The following is a 17,552-nucleotide window of genomic DNA, read 5'->3' on the forward strand; positions in this document are numbered from 1 at the left end:
GCCGAGGTCCCTGCTTGCAGAGTGGTAATGCCCCACCTATGACGGGAGAAATGGAGTCTGAAGCAAGTAAACCCGACTGGCGGAGACGAGTCTTTCTGACACTGCGGATCGGCCTGGCCCTAGCGCTGCTGATCTGGGTATGGACTCGTCTGGATGCGCATCAGCTTCAGGCGCTTTCCTGGTCAGCCATGAATCTGCGCTGGCTGCTGCTGGCGTTTGCTCTAGGAGGCATCTCAGTGCTCGGGTGGGCAGGCAGGTGGTGGTGGTTTCTGAGGGTGTATGAGGTGCGCGCCCGTTATCCAGAACTGCTGCGTCTGACCCTGTTTGCGGATTTCTTCAATCTCTACTTTCTGGGTCCCATTGGCGCAGATGGCATTCGCCTGCTGTTGCTATCCCGCCGGTTTCCTGAGCGTCGGGGTGCCATTCTGGGCTCGCTGCTGCTGGACCACGTGGGTGGGTTCTTTGGCGGCATGCTGCTGTATCTCTTTTTCGCCAAGCACTCTGGTCTGTCTGAAGGGGTGCTGAAGGCGGCCGACCTTTCCCTTTGGTTCTTTGGTCTGGCCACCTTCTTGGGTCTGGGTGTGATCATGGAGCCTCCGATCCAGCGGCTCTTTCAGCACATTCCTGGCCTACGCTGGATCTCCCAGCGGGCGGCTTCGATCTACGCGGGCACCTTTCGGCATCCTTGGTTATTCTCGGGGTTCGCCATCTCCACGCTAGGCACCGCCTGCGCCTATGCGGCCTACTGGGCAGCGGCTCACGCGCTAGGGGCTCATGTGTCTTTACCTCAGATGCTGGGGCTGATGCCGGTGGTGGATCTCATCGCCTCTCTGCCCGTGACTATCAGTGGCATTGGCGTTAGGGAGGGACTGCTGGTGGAATGGTTAGGCCATCAGCCCCATTGGGATGCCGCCCACGCCTTGGCCGTCTCCCTCCTCGGTTTCGCCGCCCTTGGCCTCTGGGGGCTGATCGGCGGGGTGTGGCTGGCGTTTTGGAAGAAGAAAGACGCCATGCCTAGCAAGTCGTTCAGTTGACTCCAACGGAACGACTTTGAGGTTCCATCTTACACCACCGCATAGTCCGCCGGGTTTTCGTCGTAGATGGCGAAGCGGGTCATGAAGCGGAGGAGATTGCGGCTGTAGGGGTGGTTGGTGAGGCCACCACCTGCCATGCCGGAGATGTTTTTCTCAAAGTGACGCTGCATGATCATGCTGATCTTGCCCGGGAACATCTGAGACATGCGAGTGCCGGTGCGCTGGAGGGCAAAGATATGGCCCCCGTAGAAGAGATCCACCAGTTCCTGCCACGCGCAGAGCATATCGCGGAACCAATCGAGATAGTTCTGGAAGGCGCGATCCCAGTTGCCGGGGCGATTTTTAACAATGGCCTCGGCCAATTCCTCAGCAGAGGTCATGGCCATGCACAGACCGGGGGAGAGCATGGGGTCCACGAAACCAAAGGCATCTCCCACGCAGACCCAGCCATCGCCATGGGCTTGCTCGGAGATGAGCTGATAGTTGGCATAGGTGGTCACTGGCGTGATTCGCTTACGCTTCATGCAGGCCTCGGCCAGGGGCTTGTTCTGATCAATCACTGCCTCGAGCTGTTCCTCGGGGGTCTTCCCGTATTGCTTGGCGTGTTCTTTATCGAACACCACACCGATGCTCAAGGCATTGCGCAGAGGGATGCGCCAGGACCATCCGTGCTTCAGACGGGTGATCACGGCTTGGCCTTCCGGCTTCGGCATCTCGCAGTTTTCGTAATGAGCGAAGTGAGAGACGTCCTTGCGGTCACCGATGGCGGCTTTGATGCCCAGCAGCTTGGCAAAGAGACGACGGCGGCCGCTGGCATCCACCAGCAGATCCGGCTGCTGGCCTTTCCAGTCGGGGACCAGGGCCAGTGTTTCAGGGCTCAGGCGCGGCACCTTTTCACCACGCTCGGTGGTGCCCACCTGCAGCTTCACATCGCAGGGGATGAAGCGGGCTCCGGCCTTGAGTGCGGTTTCATGGACGAGATCATCAAACTCACGCCGGGGGACGTTGTAGGCGTAGGTGGGTAGCACCCCGCGCATGGCTGTGAAGGACAGCTCCAGGGCGTCATTTTCATCGAAGATCCACGTCACCCCGGGCTTGTAGGTGCCGAGCTTAGCCACCTCCTCTTCGATGCCGAGATGACGGAAGACATTCACCAGCCGTGGCACCAGGGACTCTCCCACCACCATGTCAGGCCGCTTGCCATCGTCGAAGAACACAGCATCCACCCCCTTTTTTGCCAGTAAGCAGGCGAGGGTGGCACCGGCAGGACCAGCGCCGACGATGCCGACGCGGAGGGGTTTGGAAGCGATCATCATAGGGCAGTCTCGATGTGGAAAAATAGGTGTGCTGCCGCAGGGCGCAACCTTGAGCAAGAACTGTCTAACTTTTTATCCTCGGGCCTCACGTAAAGCTGCAACTTGCACTGCGGCAGATCGCCCCCATCTTCCGCACCCCCTTTCCCTTTCTTTCTATGAATAAGCTGGATGAGATCATCGCGCACAAGCGCACCGAAGTGGAGAAGCTGCTGCCCCGCCTAGAAAAGCTGCGCGCGGCCGCCACCCTGAGGGATGATTTCCGGTCCCTGGAAGATGCCCTGCGCCTGGACCCCACCCGCCTCGGCATGATCGCGGAGGTGAAGCGCGCATCCCCCTCCGCAGGCACCATCTCGGCAGATTTCAACCCGCTCACCATCGCTCAGGGCTATGAAAAAGCCGGAGCGACGGCCCTCTCCATCCTCACCGATGAAAAGTATTTCCAAGGTCGCCTGGAATACCTCTCCCTCGTGCGTGAGCAGGTGGACATCCCGTGCCTGCGTAAGGACTTCATCATCCACGAGGCCCAGATTTATGAAGCCGTCGTCGCCGGGGCCGATGCCATCCTGCTCATCGTTGCCGCACTGAAGCAGGACGAACTCGTCAAGCTGCTCGACATCGCCCACACCTTCCAGCTCGATGTGCTGATGGAAGTTCACGATCTTCCGGAATTGGAACGCGCTCTGGAAACCGATGTGCGCATCCTTGGCGTGAACAATCGCAATCTGAAGTCCTTCACCGTGGACATGGCCACCACCGAGGCCCTGGCCGAGGAAGTGCCAGATGACCTCCTGCTGGTCTCTGAAAGTGGCATCAAAACCCCCGAAGACGCCGCCCGCCTCGCCGCAGCCGGGGCCGACGCCTTGCTGGTGGGTGAGACCCTGATGCGCAGCCAGAACATTCTCGTGGATCTGCCTCTGCTCCGGGCGCAGAAGCCGTGAGAGCCAGTAGAAATTAAATGCCTGATCGCCGTGTTGGCGGTCAGACAAAATTCCTTTGCTAAGGGATGGGTCATGTAAGGACCCACGCTGCCTTTGACTATCTGTCTTCTCACCTCAGCCGCTCGGGCCCGGGGGGCGTGGGAAGAGCAGGCGGGGTTGTGGGGTGGTGGGGATCGGCGGAGTGCTTGACCTCGAAGTGGGCGAAGAAGGTCTGGATGGTCTCGTGCAGGATGGACTCCAGGCGCACGGCGATGTTATCCAGACGGCGGACGAACCAGGTGTGGGCGAGCACGGAGGGCACCGCCACGAAGAGGCCAGCGATGGTGCAGCGCAGGGCCACACCGATTTCCTTGGCAATGGTGGCAGTATCTGGCCCGGCCTCGCTGCCAAAGGCGGAGAACATGCCTACGAGACCTGCGGTGGTGCCCAGCAGGCCCAGCAGCGGGGCCACGGTGACCATGACCTCCAGCACGGAGACGCCGCGCTCCAGGTGGTGCAGGTCCTCACGAGCGCGGGCGGTGATCGTCTCCACGCACTCTTGACGGCTGGAGAAGGTGCCGCTGATGGCGAGGCCACCCAGGCGGGCGAGCAGGGAGGGATCGTGGGCGAGGTAGTCTTGCAGGGGTTTGATATCTCCCTTGGCAGCATACTTGGGCAGGTTACGCAGTTGCTCAATGACCGTCTGAGGCAGCACGAGGTGATCTCTCAGGCGCAGGAAAGCGGAGATCATAACCGTGACTGCGGCCATGGAGCACAGCACGATGAAGAACATGACGAAGCCTCCTGTGCTGAGGAAATCCCACAGCAGGGACAGCATGCCGGGCTTCGGCCCTGGGGCGACGGCATCTGCGGCGAGGTGCAGGTGGGAGAGCAGGTCAGTAAACAATGGCTTCATATTCGATCTTCACTCGTCCGTCATCGAGAGTGGGCAGGAGGTCAGCGGGTATGGGAGGTATTTGCGCATCCAAGACGGCTCGCAAGGTCAATTCGCGCAGCACGAGGTCGGAATCAGCGGTGCTGGAGAGGAATTTGATATCTTGCGGGTGGCCCTCGCGATCCACATCAAAGCGGATGCGCACCCGACCAAAGTTTAGTGGATCTCGACGAAGCCTGATGTTCGTCTGCCACTTATCCTCCACAGCACCGGTCACTTGGCGCATGTATTTTTTGAAAGATTTATTCTCAGAGCTCTGGGGAGACGTGCAATTGGACAGAGCTAGGCTCAAGCCCAACAGGCCGAAGAGTGACAGCCCCAAAAGGAATCGTCTCACAATGATTGGGGAGATGCCTGGGCCAAGGCTCATGCCGTCAGTAAACAATGGCTTCATATTCGATCTTCACCCGGCCGTCATCGAGAGTGGGCATGAGGTCGGCGGGGATCGGAGGTATTTGCGCATCCAGGATGGCTCGCAAGGTCAATTCTCGCATGCGGGGGTCGGCATCGCGAGCATCGGAGAGGATTTTCAGGTCTTGGGGGGTGCCCTTACGGTCCACGAAAAAGCGGAAGCGAACGCGGCCATAGGTGACGGAGTCCTTCGCCAGACGCACATAGAGGTGCCATTTTTTGCCGACCGCGTCCGTGACTTGACGGGTGTAGATCCCCATCGGGGTGGCTTCGGCATCGACGGCATTGGGGCCTTCCTGGTTGATGCTGCCGTCCGTCTTGCTCGTGCGGGTGAAGGGGGAAAAGGCGTCCGCTTCGGGTTTGGGCGTATTGAGGGTGACGGGGTCATCCATCACAGGCACCGCTTTGACGATAGGCGGCGGGGCCTCTTCAGGCATGCGCACCTGGGGTTGCTGTTGAGGAGGTGTCGGTGGGGCCGGCTGGGGCGCGGGGGGAGCCGGGGGCGCTTCTTCGGCGATGGTGAGGGTGTCGGGCTTGCGCACCTCCAGGGGCAGGCGATCATTTTTGTTGGGAACCTGAGCTTGCTGATCCATTTCCGCCATCATTCGGGTCAGCGGCGTGGGGGCTTGTTTAGCCTGAGCTATGGGTGGCAGCGGTGGCGGTGTGGCGGCGGCGACGGGCTGGGGATGCAGCGTGCCCGGCTTCGGCGGAGGCGTGGCCATGGCGCTGTCGTTTTTAAACTGGCCGTCTTTGTAGTCGCGATTGGCCAGTTCATTGGCCGCAGGTGCGGTGCCATCCAGGGTGGGCATTGGCAGGGTGGAGCCTGCAACGGCGTTTTTCTCACTGCCCGCGCGGGTATTGCGGTCGGAGATGAACGGGGCGCTGGAGGGCTTGACGGGCGTGGCCTCGTTCTGGGTGGTGCGGATGTAATACTGCGTTTCCGGGGGGGGGGGCGGTTTGGGCGGCTGGGGCAGGAGCTGATCGGGGAAGATGAGGGTCACCTCCTCCTCTTTGGCCTTGGCCGCCTCGGCCAGCAGGTGTTGCTCGCGGAGAAACCTCAGCGCCTCTTGGATGCCCAGGGCCCAGGCCAAGATCAGCAGCAACACCACATGGATCGCCACGGAGATGGCGAGGCCCGTCTGGAAGTTTCTGTCGAGCGTCTGGGTCACGTGCAGCTACGATGCCCCGACCTGGGCGGGAAGCAAGAGGGATGGTTCTGGGGTCTTGGTTCGACGTTTGGAGGGGTGAGGAAAGCGGCAGGGCCTGACCGGGAACTCACAATTTTGTTCCTTGGCTCAATGTTTCTTGATGCTGGTCTTTCACGGAATGGCCTTACAGGCTGCGGATATAAATGTCCTTAAACCAGATGATGCCGCTGTGGCTCTGGAGGCCGATGCTGCCGCTGCCGAGGCTGGCATTGGGGGAGTTCGGCGGTGGCCGCCAGCCGTCAGGTTGAGTCCATTCGTTGATTTGGGTGCCGTTGAGGAAGACACGGATGGTTTTATCCTGCACGATGATCTTCAGACTGAACCACTGACCGTCGCTGACCAGTTGATTGGTCAGGGGTTTGATGCCGTGGAGGCTGCCGGTCTTTTGCGTATCAATGCCGTTGTTGCAGATTTGCACCTCCACGCCCGGGGGCTTGTCATCGGAGGGGTTTCTCGCGGTGTGGATCCAGACACCGCTATTACCTTTGATCTCCGTCATGACTTTGAGATTGAGCTCGAAGTTTTTCCACGGGCCGATGGTGCTGATGAGTGAGCCTTTTTGGTGAGCGGCTTTGATGAGGCCACCGGTGACGCTGAAGGCGCTTTTATCCCCTTCGATACGCCAGTTATTGAGAGTCCTCCCGTCAAAGAGAGCGATCCCCTGCGTGGCGGGAGCAGGGGCTGGGGATGTGCCGATTTGAGGAGGGGCATTTTGGGTGCGGATGTGGGAGAGGTCCTCACGGGCTTTTTTGACGCGCACGGCTTCGTCCAGACGCTTCTGCTGGGTGAGCTCGGTTTGGTAATCGGCGAGCAACTGCTCATAACGATCATAGAGCGGTTGGGAGTCAGATTTGCGGCTAACAATGAGTTTGGTGAGTGCGTCACGGTAGGTGAAGCGTAGCTTTTTCAGGCTCTCCGGCAGGGTTTCGAAGTCATAGGAGGGCAGGGCTTGCTTGTCCCGGATGCGTTTGATTTCTTCCCGAAGTTTGACAGCTTCATCGAGCTGGCCGGCGGAGCTGGCGGCATCCATGGCACGCTGGACGGCGGCGAGGTATTTGCCATCCAGCTCGGCCACGGCGGTGTGATGCAGGGCCAGGATGTCGCGGTCGTAGGCGGTCTGGAACTGCGCGGCGAGCATGCTTAGCCGCTGAGCCACATCATCTTCATTCTGAACAGGCTTCGGTGATGGTGTGGGGGTGGCGATTGTGGGCGTGCGTCTCTCGGCGTCTGAGACGGGCTCGATCCAGAGCATGATGCGGGAGAGGCCAGGCTGGAAATCATAGTCCACGTCCAGCATGCGGCCGTTACGTTCCGTGAGGCCGATGAGCTCGGGGGAGTTTCCCCAGGCACGCCAGGTGCCATCTGGCCGCTGGGCGGCATACAGGGTGCGGCCCGCTTTGACGCTAATGACCGGCGCTAAACCGGGAGGGATGGATTGCTCCTTCACAGTCGATTCACGCGGCGGCAGGGAGAACACCTGGGGGCTGCCACTGCTGGTGAGCAAGATGACGGATTGATTGGTGCTGTCCAGTGCGACGGTATTGAGGGTGCTGGCTGGAAACGTAGTGCGTGTGCCCAGAGTGATGTCCCAGCCTTCGACAGGCTTGCCCGGCTTGGCGACGACACAGACATCCTGGCTGGCCGCGACTGCATTGAACCCTTCGAAGAAATCTGCCGGAGGCCCTTTCTTCGTGTTGCTTCCCCACTCGGTGGTTTTGAGGATTTTACCTTCGGGGTTGAGGGCCAGTACCAGCTGATAGGGATGTAGGCAGATGCTGGCCTGAGGGTGGGTCACCTCATCCCGTCGCAGGGTTTCACCGAGCCACAGAGTGCGGTAGCCGAGGCCGCCGTTGCCGAGCTGCTCCAAGAGGGACACCATGTGACCGGCGCGGAGATCCTTGGTCTTGAACGGAGCGAGGTGAAGATTGGGCCATGCGCAGGCATAGGTCTCGCCACCTTTCCGACGCGCTGCCCAGCCATGTTCTCCGACGGCGACCTGCACGAAATCATCGAACTCGATGGCCTTGCCCAGGCTGAGGGCTTGATCCCTCCAGGTGCCGAAGATCTTTAGCCGGCCACCTTTCTGGCGGGCGTCTTTGAGCCAATCCGAAATCGGCACGGTCAGCTCACGGGCTGTCACGACGGGCTGCGCCGGAATGGAGGAGAGCGGGGGCGGCAGTGGTGAGGCGTTTTTGGTTAGGCTGGTCTGCGGGGTTGCTGTTTTCGGTTTTTCCTCTGGGACAGCTTTCACCTCTTGGAGGCCTGAGGTGGCGATTCCTTCGGGACTGTTTTCCGTGGAAGCAGCAGTCTGTTCCTCAGGAACTCGGGAGACCTCATAGCGTCTGGAAAGCCAGCCGTAGGCTCCAGCCAGGAGCATGAGCGGCAGAGTCACCGCCCAGAAGAGCCCCATGCCACTTTTCTTGCGGCGCTGGATCGGCGTGCGGTTGCCGGGGGCAGGCGGTTTGATCGGCTTGGGCTGAGGACCCGGGGCCGCAGTCGGCACCTTTGCTGCGGGAGGAAGTGAGGTTACTTGAGCAGGCAGAGTGCCGGGAAGGGGAGTGAAGCGGATCTGATCCACATCCGTCTTCATCTCACTGGCCTGCTGATAACGCAGAGACACGTCCTGCTGGAGGGCACGGACGACTACCCGATCCAGCCGCACATCCACTCGCACGCGCTTGCTCGGCGGCATCCATGCCCCTCGGGGTGTCTGGCCGGTGAGCATCTCATACAGCATCACCCCCAGAGAAAACAGGTCCGCCCGGTGGTCTGCATGGCCGTAGAGCTGCTCTGGGGCGATGTAGTCTGGCGTGCCCATCACGATGTTGCTGCGTGTGAAGCTGCCGCTTTCTTCATTCATCGGGCGAGCCAAACCGAAGTCTGCCAGCTTGGCCCGGCCATCGGTGGTGAGCAGGAGATTTGCGGGCTTGATGTCCCGGTGCATCACACCGTGTGAGTGCGCGTATTGCAGCGCCTCACAGACCTGGGCGACGATTTCCAGAACTTGCTCCGGCTTCAAACCCGGGCCGTGGATGATGCGGTGCAGGTCCGTGCCATCCACATACTCCATGACGAAGTAAAGGTGCCCCTGAGCGGTCTGGCCAAAGTCATAAACGGAGACGATGCCCGGATGCTGGAGTCTGGCCAGCGTGCGAGCCTCCCTTTTAAAACGACCGGTGAACTCGGCATCGTTGGCCAGCTCGGCGGGCAGCAGCTTGATGGCAATCGGGCGGTCCAGTGCGGTTTGTTTACCTCGATACACCGCCCCCATGCCGCCCCGGCCGATCAAGCACTCGATGGCATACTGGGGCAGCAGTTGGGCCAGCTCTTCCGGCTTCGGCGGCACCCAGCTCCCAGGGCCGGACGGGGGCTTGAGGCTATCCAGTCCGCGCTGGAGGAGGTCGGCCGGTTTCAGGCCCTCCAAGAGAGGATCTTCGGGAGTGCTCATGGCGCGGGAGAAAGCATGGAGATTTTAGGAAATGGGGTGGGATTTGGAAAGCATTTGTTAGGCCCAAAGGGGATTCATCTGCCCAAAATCCATGGATTCTTCATAGGCATTGCATCAATTCTGAGAGCTCCGCCTTGATCTCCTCGGAGCTGGGGTCATCCAGGGTCATGCTGACTTGCTCGAACAACAGCTCCCGCCACCGCTGGCGCAGACGAAAGACTTGGGTCTTCGTATTGGTGAGGCTCTGGCCGAGTTTGGCGGCCATGGCCTCATAGCTCTGCTCCGGCTCTACCCCTAGCCCGAGGTAAGGGCGCAGGTGTTCGAAGAGCACGCCTTTGCCTTTGTCCTCATACTCATCCTTCAGCAGCCGCAGGGTGTGCTCCAGCACGGTGAGCGCCCAGCGCCGCTGGTAGAGGCGATCAGGGGTGAGGTGATCCACCGGCTCGTGCAGGTAGCGGTTCTCCGCCCAGGTGGTGTCCATGCTCACGATCAGCCCGGCACCGCGTTTCTGGGCCATGCGACGTTCCGTTTCATGCGCCAGAAAGCGGCGCAAGCAGGTGAGCAGAAAGGTGCGCAGCTTTCCACGGCCGGGGTCGGCCGTCGTGAGGATGTCTCGATCCAGCATGCGGGCAAAGAAACCCTGGGTGAGATCCTCAGCATCCTCTGGACTGTAGCCGCTGCGGCGGATGAAGGCGTAGAGGGGATACCAGTAGGCCTCGCAGAGCGTCTCCATGGCATCCAGCGCCTCAGCAGAATCATCGGCCGTGGCCTGGCGCACTAGACTCCACCGCGTGGTGTGAAAGCAGCGGGGAATCGCCTGGAGGGAAGACAACTTCATCAGGCCACTGTATTCAGGAATTCAGCAGGGAAGTTGCAAAAAAAGAAAAGTTCTGAAGGCAAAAATAGTGGATCTGAAATCAGCTGGGAAACCACCGACGTGAAACCATTTCTCCTTCTTGGGTATCGGAGGGGAAGCCGTTTCCGTCATTCTAAGATTGTGGAGCCCAGGCGATCAAGGGGCCTGTTTCCGCACCAGTGCAAAGCGATACCACATGGACCCTCCTTGAAGATCGGGGATGTAGATGGAGTATTCCCCATCGATCAGGTTCGTTTTCACGGGGTCGCGGTTGGTGATGCCAGACTCGCCGCGGTGTGGGGTGACATTGAGGAGTTTGAACTCAATCTTCAGAGGGTCGAGGTCATCGACGCTTTTGGTGGAGGTCTGGTCCACACCACGGTCCTTTTTCGGTTCCTTCCAGTTCGGTCTCCAGGCCTTGCCGTCCACGTAGGTGGGCGCGTCTTCGCCGAGATGACGACCGGGTTTGGCGTTGCCTCCATTGATCCAGTAGATGCCGTCTTTTTTCACGCGCAATTCGGAAGGACCATCAATCAGGGCCTCGATGATCACAGAGCCAGCGGGGGCAGGTTCCTGGCCGGAAGTTCCGGATCTAGGAGCGGTCTCGGCGAGAGTTTTCTGCTGGCGGAGGAACTGGTGATCCGCATCGGAGAAGTTGCTGAGGCTCATGGTAAAGGTCTGGCCGCTATCGTGCTTGAGGATGACGATGCTGCCTTTGAAGGAGACCAGTTCGGCCTTGAAACTGCGGCCTGTCCGATCCGTAAAGACACGTGGCTCAGCCGCATGAAGCAGCGAGGATAGGGAGGCCAAGACAGCTATGGACCAAGCGGCCAGGGGTGAGTGAAAAGGCAGACACATACGTTTCCTGGTTTGAACGTTCATCGGGTTAGCGAGTGAGTTTCAAGTCGTCTCTGGCCGCCTACTTTACCGCAAGCCGCTTGCCCAAAACCATCTGCAACTGGGCTCGTTCGGCGGGGCTGATGGAGGCGGTCTGGATCCAGACATGGAATTGCTCCACAATGGCAGGCTTAAGCTGAGGATTCCGGGCGAGTTGCAGCCGGGCCTCACGGCCGATATTGCCGGGCAATTGCTGGGTCCAGGCCAGTGGCGTGGTCACGGGGGCTCGGTTATCGATCCAGACTTTGCAAAAGTCACTGGCGCGCGCCACTGCTTCCGGGCCGAGCCGCTCCAGGTCGAGATTGAGGATCTCGGCCGCGTTGGCGTCGATATTGTCTAACTTATTGTAATATAAACTGCTGAGCATACGCAATGCGGCGGGCTCCCAATCACCACGGGAGTGAGCCTGGATGTAAGCGAAGGCTTCTTCAGGCCGCCCGGGAAACTTCACCATGGCGAGTTGCCCCAGAGCATCGGCATACTTTTTGGGGTCCGTAATCTGTTGAATGAACCGGGTGGACTGAGCGAGGTCGTTCTTTGCGGCAAACTCCATCACCGCGTGGGCCATGGAAAGATCGTAGTCTTTCCCTTTCAGCCTCTCCTGCTGCACGAGGTCCAGAGTTGCTTGTGGATCGACTGCTGCCAGTCGCCGGGCTAGGGCTCTGGCGAGTTCCTGGCGATTCTCTCCCTCAGGCAGCTGCTTGAGCCACTCGGCTGCTGCAGCGGCTTCAGAGAAGGGCAGCATGCGCATCACCTCCATCGCTGCTTCCACTTGATCAACGATCACGGTGGACTGAGTGATTTTTTGCAGTTGCTCAAACAAGCTGGTGGAGAGTCGCCCATACAGGGCGGCAAGGGCAATATCTTGGGCCTTGCTGGGGGTGCCTGCCATCCAATGCAGCAGGGTGGTTTCATCCGGCAAGGTGGTTAATCCGCGCAGGACATTCCTCATGCTGGCGAGGTCCTTTAAGCCACCCGTGTAATGCATGGCGGCCTGTGGATCTGCCGCCGCCCAGGCATAGAGGATATCGATACTGAAGTTACTCATGCCGACGCGATCACAGATCTCGGCCAGCTCCAGGGCTTGAAGGTAATCCGTCCCCGCATCACCGCGCACCGCACGGAGGATGTTTGTGGCACCGACGCTGATGTTCGGATCGGCAGAGCGGGCCAACTCTCGGATCAGTTGATCGAAGTGTGGCGGTGAGACGCCTTCATCCAAAGCCAAGCGCATGGCTCGGGCGACGATGGCGCTTTTGCCTGCGGCGAGTTTGCGACCAAACGCCGCCCAATCCAAATCTTTCCCTCTATGGAGCAAGGCCAGGTCCACGAGGAAGCCTTCGTTACCTCCGGTGCCCATTCGGGCGATCAAGGAGGCTGGATTGCCGATCGACTCCAGAGCAATCATCGCCTCCTGACGCATGGTGGGTGTGGTCAGGGTCCCGATCCATTCGCGCAAGGTCTCCGATGGCACCTGTTTGTTCGCGAGCACATAGAGCAGTTGTTTACGAAGGCCTAAACCGCCATCGGGTTGAGCCGCCACCCAGGCCAGGGCATCCAGCGGCGCCTCGTTACTCCAGGCCATGAGGTAATTGTCAAAGGCCTCCGCACGATTCGATAGCACCGTGTAGGTGTCTCGCCAGGAGGCGACACTGGCATCTAAATCTTTGGCAATGAGTTGATCAAACCCAGCCCGCGAAAGCCTCACCCCCATCTGCTGGAGCAGGGCGTATCGAGCGTCGGGATCACTCTCCAGCAGCACCTGCTTCTTTTGCTGATCCAAGGCCATGGCACTGGTGAAGCGGAAGCTGGCCTCCCACTTGCCTTTCTTTGCCGCACCGGCAGACGGGGTGCGGGAAGATCCGCTCTGCGCGAGGGTCGCGGAGGCACTGCCACCATGGCTCCCTGGAGCGGTGGCGGAGGAGTGGGTTAAACCATAGCTGATGGCGGCGACCGTCACCGTGCTGACCACAGCCACTGTGGTGAGCAGAAACTTCGACTGCACCAGGGTCAGCACAAGAGAAGAACTGACGGGGGCGGTCATCATCGCGGTGACCATGGCCGAACCACCCACCATCGACGCCGAGGCTCCATGGGTGGCCAGTAAACCTGCTAGAGCCACGCTGCTCACTGCGATACGCCGCTGGGTAAAAAACTGCCTCAGGGCCTCCACGGCAGCGCTCAGTTCCCGACTGACGACGCTCTCTGAGCAGCCCAAAGCAGCGGCAGCGGAGCGCTGCGATTGATTTTGGAAATAGCACTGCAACACCAGATCGCGCTGGCGTTCTGGCAGGGTGAGCATGGCATCATCCAGATGCGGCTCGATCTCTGTCCACAGATTGGGTTGGGCATCGGGTGTCATTTGATTCAAGGCCTCCACGGAGTTTTCACGGACTCGGCGGCGGATCGCTGTCCGTTGATGGTTCAATGCCGTGCGACAGGCGGCATGATACAGCCACCCGGCCAGCGAGGTGCCCGCAGGTAAAGAAGAGGCCTTCTTTACCAAGAGCACAAAAGTTTCCTGCGCCGCATCCTCCGCCAGTCCTTCATCCCGCAATACCCGCAGGCAGGCGCTCTTCACCAAAGGCCCATACAGAGCCACGATCTTTTCACAGGCGGCTGCGGTCCTGCCCGCACGCAGCGCGGCGAGCTCTTCATCCATCGGTGGGTTGGGCATCGCATTCATAGTCTTCACTCTCAAGTGTCCGCCCGACGTGAGAACTTGCATCAAAACGCAGGGAGTCTTGTCACTCGTTAGAAAAATGAGGGCTCTCGGCCTTACCACCCTTGCCATTTTTTGTAATGTCGAAATCGTGCTGCTGTTCTGAAAAGCTGGGCATCTCCCATGCTTATCATTCCCTATGAGATCGAAACCCTCCAGCAGGAGCGGCCATGGGCCAATTGGCTCTTGGTGGCCGCGTGCACGCTGACATCGTTGTTCTTCCTCTTTGATGCGGAGTGCGCCCAGGCGCTGACGCCCCTGGTGCTCCAAGGCTTTTCTCTCACCGGGCTACTGGGGAACGTGCTTCTGCATCAGGACCTCATTCACTTGGTGGGGAACATGCTTTTCCTCTGGGTCTTTGGCAATGCCATCTGCATGAATATCGGCAATCTCCGCTATTTGGCGGTGTTTGTGGGCTGCACGCTGCTGGCCGGGGTGGCGCAGGTTCTACTGGATGGTAGCTCCACGGTCGGGGCTAGTGGAGCGATCAATGGGATCGTGGGCATGGTGCTGGCCATGTATCCGCTGAACCGGGTCTATCTGTTCTGGTTTTTTGCCATCCGTGGCGGCAGTTTTTCCTGTCAAGCCTGGGTAATCATCCTGGCTTGGTTTGCCTTCGATGTCTGGGGAGCCTTGGGTGGGGGCGACATGGTGGCCTACTGGGCCCACTTGGGTGGTTTTCTCGGCGGGGTGAGCATCGGCCTCAGCGGGCTGCATCTGGGTTGGTTCCAGCTGATCTGTTATGACAATCGCTCCCTGCTACAGATCCTGCGCAAGGAGCCGCTGGAGGGGTGATCCAAACGTGTCAGCAGGGGAGCGGAATTAAGGTCGCGCTCAGTCAAGTTGAGGAATGGACTAAACCCCGATCGCTCATAGCAAATCTTATCATTCAAACGCTTCCTCGACGACCTCACCATCCAGATTCTCAGGGCGGGCCACATCCAGCAACCAGAGGGCGGTGGCGGCTGTGTCGTAGGTGTAGAGGGTGGGCTTGGTGATGCTGTGCTGCTTTTTCACGCCCTGACCCCAGGCCACCCAGGGGATGGTGGTGTTGTTGATGATCGGCTCAAAGTGGCCTTTGTCTTTACCCCCATGGTCGGCGGTGAGGATGATGGTGCTGGTGTCCAGGATGCCGGCACGCTCGATCGCTGCCAAGACGTTGGCCAGAGCTCCATCACAGACCTTGAAGGCCTCCATCTGCTCTGGGCTGGCCCAGCCGTATTTATGCCCTGCGCTGTCGATGTCGGGGAAGTGGATGAAGCAAAGCTGAGGTTTCTTTTCCACGATGTAAGGGGCCGCCTGGGCGGCGACATCGGTAGCAGGCACCAGCTTTTTTTCCTCGCTGGCTGGGATGGGACCGTAGGTATAGGCACCGCCGCAGTTAAACATGTCCAGGCTGTCCTTTAGCCACAGGTGACGGAACTTGATCTTGCCACAGAAGAGCGCGGTCGTGAGATCAGGTTTGGCGGCTTTGGTGAGGGAGAAAATCGTCGGCACCTTCACCACGCCACGCATGGGAAAGTAGTCGTTCCAGTCGATGCCATGCTGAGAGATATCCACACCGGTGAGCATGGAGGTGTGGCTGGGCAGCGTCTTCGAGGGGATGATGGTGTTGGCCTGCCAGGTGTGAGCGCCCTCGGCTGCTAGGCGCTTGATGGTTGGGGCCTCCGCTTGCTGGAGGATGGTGGGATTGCAACCATCGAAGCTAAAGATGAAAACGTGCTCCGTGCGCGGGGCTGCAACGGCGAGGAGGGGGAGAAGCCAGAGGAAAGTGAGCAGGCGCATGGGCGAAATCAAAATCAGGCAGGGACGAACGCGAGCAAGCCCTGCGTTCTGCCAATCAAAAGGGGGCCTTAGCAAAATAAACTTTTCTCTTCCACGCTGCGTGGGGTGTGATATGAGGCAGCGTTCTCTCAACACGACCTGCATCTCATGAAGCTCTCGCTTTCTTCCCTCGTCATTCTCACCCTGTCATTTTCCATGGTCAGTTGCAGCACGGAGGAGCGGGATGGCCGCCAGTATCACGGCAGTGGGGGGAACCCCGTCCAGGGCCGCATGGGCGTGCAGTATAAGCGCATGCGCAGCGCTGCGGGAGAGCCTGCTCGCACCGATGACGGCAGCCTCTTTGGCAGTTCCAACAGCACTGAGCCTCCAGGCTTGCTGGACCGCAATGAGACGCCTGACGAACCTGGGGTGAAATACCGCATCAAGGCCCAGCAGTCCCCCAACCCGGCCCAGAGCCGCATGGGCGTGCGTGTCTCCCGCGAGAAAATCACCGAGTAAAGAGAGCCTTTCCAAGAGCATCGAGAGCTCGTCCAGGGATCGCGTCAAGCGGGCGTGAGTTCCGGGTGATCGGCTGTTTGATCGCTAAAGGTTCAGAGTCTCAAAACCCCACCTTGAATGGAAGGGGGATAGAGATTCATGGCGTCAGGGATTCTGCCGAAGCCGAGGCTCGAAATCCTGAGAGAGACCAGCCTTCTAACGGGCGGGATTCACCACCAGAGAATATCCACCAGCACGGTGGCCACCATGAGCAGGCTGATGAAGAGGCGTGCGATGAGGCCGGCACCGGTGCCGAGGAGGGTACCCCAGGTGGACTTCACCGCAGGAGCCATGCGCTTCTTCGCAAACAGCAGTTCAAAGATCAGACCTCCGGCCAAGGGCCCCAGGATGAACCCCAAGGGCGCAAAGAACAGCCCCACGATGCCCCCGACAAACACCCCCGAGATGCCCCAACGACTGGCTCCGAACCAACGTGCGCCTAAGGCCCCGGCAGCCATATCGACAACGTAAGCCAGCACCAGCAACAGCGCGAGAATCACGATGCCCTGCCAGCTCATGCCCGCCTCTGGTAGCAAGAAGGTATGAATGACCCCGGCGAGGAAAAGCAGCAAAGGGCCGGGAAGTAACGGCACCACAGAGCCAATGACTCCGACCAGGAGAAGGCAGGTGGTGAGCGTCCAGACGCCAAGCACCTCAAAGGGGATATTTTGGAAGAACTGAACGAACGCCTCCCAAGTCTGTGCGAGCCAGTCCATTAGGCGTTAGGGTTCGTGGTGGAGATGGCTGATTCGTGCCAGGTGATTTTGTTCGCGATAGGCTGGCGTACGCTGCGTGGCCAGCTGAGCCCTGGGCGCGGCCAGCCGAGATACATCAGCCCGACGCAGCGATCCGTGTTTTGCAGGCCTAACCAAGTTTGAAACTCAGGCGTCTCCAACACGGGAGGCGAGGACCAAAAGGAGGCGAGGCCGGCAGCGGTGGCACTGAGCATGAGGTTCTGTAGCGCACAGGCCATGGCTTCGAGCTCTTCCTGCTCGGGGATCTTATTCCCGCCTTTACGCTCCATCACACAGGCGACGATGACCGGGGCCAGGAGTGGATTTTCCCCCATCTTCTTCAGCTTGTCCTCGCGGAACTCAGCGGCAGGAGTGGTCTGGCGATAGAGGTTTTGTAAGCTCTCCGCCAGCGTCTGCCGTGCCTCACCTTGGAAGATGTGAAAGTGCCACGGCTCGGTCATGCCGTGATTCGGCGCCCAGGTGGCGTTCTCCAGCAGCTCCGTCAGCAAGGCGGCCTCCACAGGGCGCTGCGGGTCCATATCCACAGGCTTGATGGAGCGGCGATGGCGGATCAGCGCGGTGGTTTCTGCGAGGGAGGGGAGTGTCATGGGGGCGGGGTCTCGATCACATTCGAGATACGACACAGAACCGCGCGCGTCCACTGGCGGAGTGAGTCAGGGTTGATTCAGAATGGGGACCGGAGCGTTTGACTTCTTCGGTATCTGGAGCCAG

The 17,552-nt window shown here is 59.8% G+C and carries 15 protein-coding genes; 4 read left to right on the forward strand and 11 right to left on the reverse strand.

From position 1 onward, the window contains the following. Positions 1-50 precede the first annotated feature (50 nt). Positions 51-1,034, forward strand: coding sequence for a lysylphosphatidylglycerol synthase transmembrane domain-containing protein (locus B5D61_RS14340; RefSeq protein ID WP_176159443.1), 984 nt, complete (start codon positions 51-53; stop codon positions 1,032-1,034). 29 nt (positions 1,035-1,063) lie between these two features. Here B5D61_RS14340 and B5D61_RS14345 read toward each other — a convergent pair whose 3' ends face one another. Further along, positions 1,064-2,350, reverse strand: coding sequence for an NAD(P)/FAD-dependent oxidoreductase (locus tag B5D61_RS14345; protein ID WP_078814074.1), 1,287 nt, complete (start codon positions 2,348-2,350; stop codon positions 1,064-1,066). A 155-nt stretch (positions 2,351-2,505) separates the two neighbouring features. Between B5D61_RS14345 and trpC the strand changes: the two genes are divergently transcribed. Continuing rightward, positions 2,506-3,288, forward strand: coding sequence for an indole-3-glycerol phosphate synthase TrpC (gene trpC / locus B5D61_RS14350; protein WP_078814075.1), 783 nt, complete (start codon positions 2,506-2,508; stop codon positions 3,286-3,288). 109 nt (positions 3,289-3,397) lie between these two features. Here the strand turns inward: trpC and B5D61_RS14355 are convergent, their stop codons facing one another. The 7 genes from B5D61_RS14355 to B5D61_RS14385 form a co-directional block, all read right to left on the reverse strand. Continuing rightward, on the reverse strand, positions 3,398-4,183 hold the full coding sequence (locus tag B5D61_RS14355; RefSeq protein WP_078814076.1) for a MotA/TolQ/ExbB proton channel family protein: 786 nt from the start codon (positions 4,181-4,183) through the stop codon (positions 3,398-3,400). Beyond that, positions 4,164-4,448 carry an energy transducer TonB gene (locus tag B5D61_RS26360; protein WP_176159444.1) on the reverse strand — a complete coding sequence of 95 codons (285 nt, stop codon included), beginning with the start codon at positions 4,446-4,448 and terminating at the stop codon, positions 4,164-4,166. Before B5D61_RS26360 ends, B5D61_RS14355 begins: the two co-directional genes overlap by 20 nt. A 148-nt stretch (positions 4,449-4,596) precedes the next feature. Further along, the gene (locus tag B5D61_RS14365) at positions 4,597-5,802 is read right to left on the reverse strand and encodes an energy transducer TonB (RefSeq protein ID WP_078814078.1); all 1,206 of its coding nucleotides are present in this window, start codon (positions 5,800-5,802) and stop codon (positions 4,597-4,599) included. 163 nt (positions 5,803-5,965) lie between these two features. Continuing rightward, positions 5,966-9,289 (reverse strand): protein kinase domain-containing protein, encoded by a 3,324-nt coding sequence (locus tag B5D61_RS14370; RefSeq protein ID WP_078814079.1) that lies wholly within the window; start codon positions 9,287-9,289, stop codon positions 5,966-5,968. A 100-nt stretch (positions 9,290-9,389) separates the two neighbouring features. Continuing rightward, the gene (locus B5D61_RS14375; RefSeq protein ID WP_078814080.1) at positions 9,390-10,127 is read right to left on the reverse strand and encodes an RNA polymerase sigma factor; all 738 of its coding nucleotides are present in this window, start codon (positions 10,125-10,127) and stop codon (positions 9,390-9,392) included. A 174-nt stretch (positions 10,128-10,301) separates the two neighbouring features. Further along, entirely contained in the window at positions 10,302-10,955 is a 654-nt protein-coding gene (locus tag B5D61_RS14380) for a hypothetical protein (protein WP_139373269.1), read from the reverse strand. Positions 10,956-11,064: 109 nt separating this feature from the next. Continuing rightward, complete coding sequence (locus tag B5D61_RS14385; RefSeq protein WP_176159445.1) at positions 11,065-13,728, reverse strand: RNA polymerase sigma factor; 2,664 nt, start codon at positions 13,726-13,728, stop codon at positions 11,065-11,067. 159 nt (positions 13,729-13,887) lie between these two features. Between B5D61_RS14385 and B5D61_RS14390 the strand changes: the two genes are divergently transcribed. Beyond that, positions 13,888-14,559 (forward strand): rhomboid family intramembrane serine protease, encoded by a 672-nt coding sequence (locus B5D61_RS14390; protein WP_078814083.1) that lies wholly within the window; start codon positions 13,888-13,890, stop codon positions 14,557-14,559. Between the two features lie 90 nt (positions 14,560-14,649). Here the strand turns inward: B5D61_RS14390 and B5D61_RS14395 are convergent, their stop codons facing one another. Next, positions 14,650-15,549, reverse strand: coding sequence for an alkaline phosphatase family protein (locus B5D61_RS14395; RefSeq protein WP_176159446.1), 900 nt, complete (start codon positions 15,547-15,549; stop codon positions 14,650-14,652). A gap of 147 nt (positions 15,550-15,696) precedes the next feature. Between B5D61_RS14395 and B5D61_RS14400 the strand changes: the two genes are divergently transcribed. After that, positions 15,697-16,047 (forward strand): hypothetical protein, encoded by a 351-nt coding sequence (locus B5D61_RS14400; RefSeq protein WP_078814085.1) that lies wholly within the window; start codon positions 15,697-15,699, stop codon positions 16,045-16,047. 209 nt (positions 16,048-16,256) lie between these two features. Here the strand turns inward: B5D61_RS14400 and B5D61_RS14405 are convergent, their stop codons facing one another. Beyond that, entirely contained in the window at positions 16,257-16,802 is a 546-nt protein-coding gene (locus tag B5D61_RS14405; RefSeq protein ID WP_078814086.1) for a DUF456 domain-containing protein, read from the reverse strand. Beyond that, complete coding sequence (locus B5D61_RS14410) at positions 16,802-17,428, reverse strand: nitroreductase family protein (RefSeq protein WP_078814087.1); 627 nt, start codon at positions 17,426-17,428, stop codon at positions 16,802-16,804. Before B5D61_RS14410 ends, B5D61_RS14405 begins: the two co-directional genes overlap by 1 nt. Positions 17,429-17,552: the final 124 nt, after the last annotated feature.

The sequence above is a fragment of the Prosthecobacter debontii genome (assembly GCF_900167535.1).
Taxonomy (GTDB): domain Bacteria; phylum Verrucomicrobiota; class Verrucomicrobiia; order Verrucomicrobiales; family Verrucomicrobiaceae; genus Prosthecobacter; species Prosthecobacter debontii.

What these genes read in the sequence shown, in the direction of transcription:
- B5D61_RS14355 (WP_078814076.1), bottom strand. Translation starts at nt 4,183, where the DNA reads ATGAAGCCATTGTTTACTGACCTGCTCTCCCACCTGCACCTCGCCGCA.
- B5D61_RS14390 (WP_078814083.1), top strand. Translation starts at nt 13,888, where the DNA reads ATGCTTATCATTCCCTATGAGATCGAAACCCTCCAGCAGGAGCGGCCA.
- B5D61_RS26360 (WP_176159444.1), bottom strand. Translation starts at nt 4,448, where the DNA reads ATGCGCCAAGTGACCGGTGCTGTGGAGGATAAGTGGCAGACGAACATC.
- B5D61_RS14340 (WP_176159443.1), top strand. Translation starts at nt 51, where the DNA reads ATGGAGTCTGAAGCAAGTAAACCCGACTGGCGGAGACGAGTCTTTCTG.
- B5D61_RS14375 (WP_078814080.1), bottom strand. Translation starts at nt 10,127, where the DNA reads ATGAAGTTGTCTTCCCTCCAGGCGATTCCCCGCTGCTTTCACACCACG.
- B5D61_RS14370 (WP_078814079.1), bottom strand. Translation starts at nt 9,289, where the DNA reads ATGAGCACTCCCGAAGATCCTCTCTTGGAGGGCCTGAAACCGGCCGAC.
- trpC (WP_078814075.1), top strand. Translation starts at nt 2,506, where the DNA reads ATGAATAAGCTGGATGAGATCATCGCGCACAAGCGCACCGAAGTGGAG.
- B5D61_RS14345 (WP_078814074.1), bottom strand. Translation starts at nt 2,350, where the DNA reads ATGATGATCGCTTCCAAACCCCTCCGCGTCGGCATCGTCGGCGCTGGT.
- B5D61_RS14400 (WP_078814085.1), top strand. Translation starts at nt 15,697, where the DNA reads ATGAAGCTCTCGCTTTCTTCCCTCGTCATTCTCACCCTGTCATTTTCC.
- B5D61_RS14410 (WP_078814087.1), bottom strand. Translation starts at nt 17,428, where the DNA reads ATGACACTCCCCTCCCTCGCAGAAACCACCGCGCTGATCCGCCATCGC.
- B5D61_RS14405 (WP_078814086.1), bottom strand. Translation starts at nt 16,802, where the DNA reads ATGGACTGGCTCGCACAGACTTGGGAGGCGTTCGTTCAGTTCTTCCAA.
- B5D61_RS14385 (WP_176159445.1), bottom strand. Translation starts at nt 13,728, where the DNA reads ATGAATGCGATGCCCAACCCACCGATGGATGAAGAGCTCGCCGCGCTG.
- B5D61_RS14395 (WP_176159446.1), bottom strand. Translation starts at nt 15,549, where the DNA reads ATGCGCCTGCTCACTTTCCTCTGGCTTCTCCCCCTCCTCGCCGTTGCA.